The organism is Methylobacterium sp. A52T, from assembly GCF_053346095.1.
On record NZ_JBKFBI010000246.1, the window covers coordinates 1 to 4434 of the forward strand.

Sequence of the window (4434 nt, forward strand, 5' to 3'; positions counted from 1 at the left end):
TCAGTCCTGATCCTTCGCGTCCCTCACCCCAACCCTCTCCCGCACGGGAGAGGGGGCCTGGCGCGGCTGGCGAGACCGGGCTCGCCGTCCTTCCCGACCGTTGCAACAGGGTCGGATACGGCTCTAGGAGGCGGCGAGATCGAGGTGCACCTTCACGAGGCCCGGATCGTCCGGGTCGCGCCCCTGCGTGAAGCCGAGGCGGCGGCACACCGCCAGCATCGGCCGGTTCTCGGCCAGTACCGTGCCCTCGACGCGGCCGATCCCCTCGGAGCGCGCCCAGTCGATCATCAGGCGCATCAGCGCGAAGGCGAGGCCCGTCCCCCGGGCGTCGCGCCCCACCGCGATCGCGTACTCGCCGCTCTCGTGGTTGGCGTCGGCGTGGAGCCGGACCGCGCCGAGCATGCGCTCGCCGCCACCCGGTCCGATCTCCGTGGCCACGAACGCGATGGCGCGGGCGTAGTCGAGCTGCGTCAGGCGGGCCAGGAAGGCGTGGCTGAACTCGCGCACCGGCCCGAAGAACCGCAGCCGCAGGTCCTCCGGGTCGAGGCCCTTGAAGAAAGCCAGGAACAGGCCCTCGTCCTCCGGGCGCACGGGCCGCACCCGCACGGTCCGGTCCTTCAGGTTGAGGGTGCGGATCCACTCGGCCGGATAGGGCCGGATCGCGAAGCGCGGGTGGCCGCGGCCGAGGGCGCCGCGCTCGGCGCGCCCGATCCGGACCCTGGCGTCGAGGGCCAGCACGCCGGTCTCGTCGGCCAGGAGCGGGTTGATGTCGAGCTCGCGCACCTGCGGCAGGTCGGCGGCGAGCTGGGACAGCTTCACCAGCGTCAGCGCGATCGCCCCGAGATCGGCCGCCGGCACGTCGCGGTAGGCCTCCAGGCGGCGCGCGACCCGGGTGCGGGCGATGAGGTCGCGCGCCAGGGTCAGGTCCAGCGGCGGCAGACCGAGGGCCCGGTCGTCGATCACCTCCACGGCGGTCCCGCCCCGGCCGAACACCACCACCGGACCGAACACCGCGTCCTCGGCGAGCCCGGCGATCAGCTCCCGGCGCTGGCCGCGGCGGACCATCGGCTGCACGGCGAAGCCGGTGACCCGGGCATCGGGCCGCTCCCGGCGTGCGCGCGCCAGGATGCTGCGGGCGGCCTCCGCGACGTCGGCCTCGCTGGTCAGGTCGAGGTGGACGCCGCCGATGTCGGATTTGTGCACGATGTCCGGCGAGACGACCTTCAGCGCCACCGTCCCGCCCGCCGCGATGATCGGCCACGCGGCCGCCGCGGCCGCGTCCGTGTCGGGGGCGAGCGTGATCGGGACGGTCGGGATCCCGTAGGCCTGCAGGAGGCCGTTCACCGCCACCGGGTCGAGCCACGCGGCGCCCTGGCGCAGGGCGCCGGCGACGATCGAGCGGGCCCGCGCCGTGTCGGGGGAGAAGTCCCGCGGCAGCGAGTCCGGCGTGCGCATCAGGTCATCCTGAGCCTCGCGGTAGCGCACCAAGTGCAGGAAGCCCTCGATCGCCTCGGAATCGGTGGTGAAATGCGGGATCCCGGCCTGCGCGAAGGTCTCGCGCGCCGCCTCCGCGTCGCCCAGCGTGACCGCGAAGACCGGCTTCTTCCGGGTCTGGCCGGCGCGGGCGGCCTTGACCGTCGCGGCGACGGCCTCGGCCACCGCGCCGGCCTCCGAGCGGATCGTCGGCACGTGGATCGCCAGCACGGCGTCGCTCGTCCGATCCGTCAGCAGCGGCGTCAGCGCGGACGCGAAGGCCGGACCGGCGGCGTCGATGCCGAGGTCGAGGGGGTTTCCCGGCGCGCGGCCCTCCGCCTCGGCGGGCGCGGCCAGGGTCCCGGCCCGCTCGATCAGCCGGTCCGCCGCGAGGAGGCCGATGCCGCGGCCGTTGGACACGATCGCCAGCCGGTGGCCGGGGAACGGCCGCTGCCGCCCCAGGGTCTCCACGGCGGAGAACATCGCGTCGAGGTCCGGCACGGCCAGCAGGCCGGCCCGCCGGAAGGCCGCGGCGTAGACCGCGTCCGGGCGGGCCAGGGCGCCGGTATGGGTGACGGCGGCGCGGGTATCGGGCCGGTGCCGGCCGGCCCGCAGGACCACGACGGGCTTGGCCCGGGCCGCGGCGCGGGCGGCCGACATGAACCGGCGCGCATCCGCAACCCGGTCGAGGCAGAGCAGGATCGCGCGGGTGCGGAAATCGGCCGCGAAGTGGTCGAGGCAGTCGGCCACGCCGATGTCGAGGACGCTGCCCAGCGACAGCACCGCCGAGAAGCCCGTGCCGTGGCGGGCGCCCCAGGCGACGATGGCGGCCGCGACCGTGCCGGATTGCGAGACGAGGGCGAGGTCGCCGGCCTCGGGCGCCTGGGCGAACAGGCTGGCGTTGAGCCTGGCGCCCGGGACCGCGAGGCCGGCGCTGTCGGGCCCGAGCAGGCGCAGGCCGTGGGCGCGGGCGATCCCGTGGGCGACCGGGCCGGGATCCTCCGGCCCGGAGCCGAGCCGCGCCGTCAGGATCACGGCCGCCCCGGCGCCGATCGCGGCGGCCTGCGCAACGACCTCGGGCACGCTCGGCGGCGGCACCGCGATCAGGACGAGGTCGGGGGCGGCGGGCAGATCCGCGACCCGCGGCACGCAGGCCAGCCCCTCGACGGTGGCCTGATCGGGCTGGACCGGCATGATCGCGCCGGGAAAGCCCGCGGCGCGCAGGCTGTCGAGCACGCTGCGCCCCAGCGAGCCCTCGCGCCCCACCGCCCCGACCAGGGCGATCGAGCGGGGCGCCAGCAGCTTGTCGAACCGGTAGGTGCTCACGACCGGCGGCTCACGACATCGTCACGGGACGCGGTCCCGCAGGCCGTTCCTGGCGGCACGCATCTGCCCCCTCGCTCACGTCCGCACGGGCGAGGCTCCGGGGCGCCCGCCGCCCTCCCAGATGGCGCGATCCGGCGCGCCTGCAACGCCCGGTCGGCACGCGCCGGCCGGAAATCGCGTGGTCGACGCGAGCGCGGTCTCCAGACCTCCTTTTGTTCAATATCGGTCGCCATTTATCCACTCTAAGACGGCACTTGTGGGCATGTGTGGATTGGACTTGCTATTGAATTTGCACCACCATAGTAACTGCCCATTAACTACCCTGTATCGGGTCGAGCAGAGACAGATTCCGGCCGGCGTCGGTGGCCGGCTGGGATCAAGTGGAGGTTATGGGATGGACGCCACGGGTGAAGGGCAACCGGACTATCTCACGCTGTCCGTCGACATCGTGTCGGCCTTCGTGAGCAACAATCCGGTCCCCGCGCCGGAACTGCCCGGGCTGATCGCGGCCATCCACGCGACGCTGCACGGGCTCGGCGAGCCGTCCGCCCCGCCGGCGGAGCAGCTGCGGCCGGCCGTGCCGGTCCGGCGCTCGGTCCAGCCCGACTTCATCGTCTGCCTGGAGGACGGCAAGAAGTTCAAGTCGCTGAAGCGCCACCTGCGGACGCACTACAACCTGACGCCCGAGGAGTATCGGGGAAAGTGGGGCCTGCCGCCCGACTACCCGATGGTGGCGCCGAACTACGCCGCGGCGCGGTCCAGCCTCGCCAAGAGCATGGGCCTCGGCCACCAGCGCCGGAAGGGCTGACGGCGCGGCGCTCCCATCCGCGCCCGCGTCCACAGCTTTCGGCGCCGGGTTAGGCATCGGGCAAGCCGCGCTTGCGAGGGTCGGGGGCCCGTCAGCGCCCCCGAGACCCGATGCCCGGCAAGCCCAGCCTCGTCGCACGCCTGTTCTGGACGGCCGTGATCGGCCTCCCCTTCGGGCTCTGGTACGGCCGGCCGGCGCTCGCCGCGACGGGACTCGCCCTCGCGCTCGTCCTGCTGCGGCATCTCGGGCGCCCGCGCCGGTTCCGGGCCCGGGTGCGCCGGATCGCCCGCGCCCATGCCGAGACGCTGGCGCTGCGGCGGCGGCAGGAGAGCTACACCGACCCCTACGGCAACCGGATCGAGGACGGCTGGCTGCGCGAGCGCGATTATTTTCTCGAGCGGACGGTCCTGCCGCAGCTCGGTCCCCGCTTCGCCGACCTCGCCGAGGCGGAGCACGCGCGGATGCTGGCGATCGTCGAGGCCGAGGCCGCCGCCGTCGCGCTCCCGGAGGAGGACGAGGCGCCCGGAGACGGGCTCGACTACGAGCGCTACTGCGCCGAGCGCCTGGTCCGGGCGGGCTGGCGGGCGCACCGGACGCCGGCGAGCGGCGACCAGGGCGCCGATATCGTGGCGGTGCGGGACGGGCTGCGCCTCGTCGTGCAGTGCAAGCGGCTGAGCAAGCCCGTGGGCAACGCCGCCGTGCAGGAAGCCGCCGCGGCCCTGCGCTACTGGGACGGGGACCGGGCCGCCGTGGTGTCGAACGCCGGCTTCACGCCGGCGGGGGGCCGGCCCGCCGCGGGCCCCCGGCCCCCCCCCCCCCCCCCCCGC

General features: G+C 74.8%; 3 protein-coding genes. 2 read left to right on the top strand and 1 reads right to left on the bottom strand.

The window, feature by feature from the left end:
- Positions 1-123: 123 nt before the first annotated feature.
- Positions 124-2799 carry a bifunctional acetate--CoA ligase family protein/GNAT family N-acetyltransferase gene (locus ACLBYE_RS29800; protein ID WP_447696922.1) on the bottom strand — a complete coding sequence of 892 codons (2676 nt, stop codon included), beginning with the start codon at positions 2797-2799 and terminating at the stop codon, positions 124-126.
- Between the two features lie 394 nt (positions 2800-3193).
- Between ACLBYE_RS29800 and ACLBYE_RS29805 the strand changes: the two genes are divergently transcribed.
- Positions 3194-3607 (top strand): MucR family transcriptional regulator, encoded by a 414-nt coding sequence (locus tag ACLBYE_RS29805; RefSeq protein WP_020093821.1) that lies wholly within the window; start codon positions 3194-3196, stop codon positions 3605-3607.
- A 110-nt stretch (positions 3608-3717) separates the two neighbouring features.
- The coding region (locus ACLBYE_RS29810; protein WP_447696923.1) for a restriction endonuclease at positions 3718-4434 on the top strand (717 nt) is incomplete at its 3' end.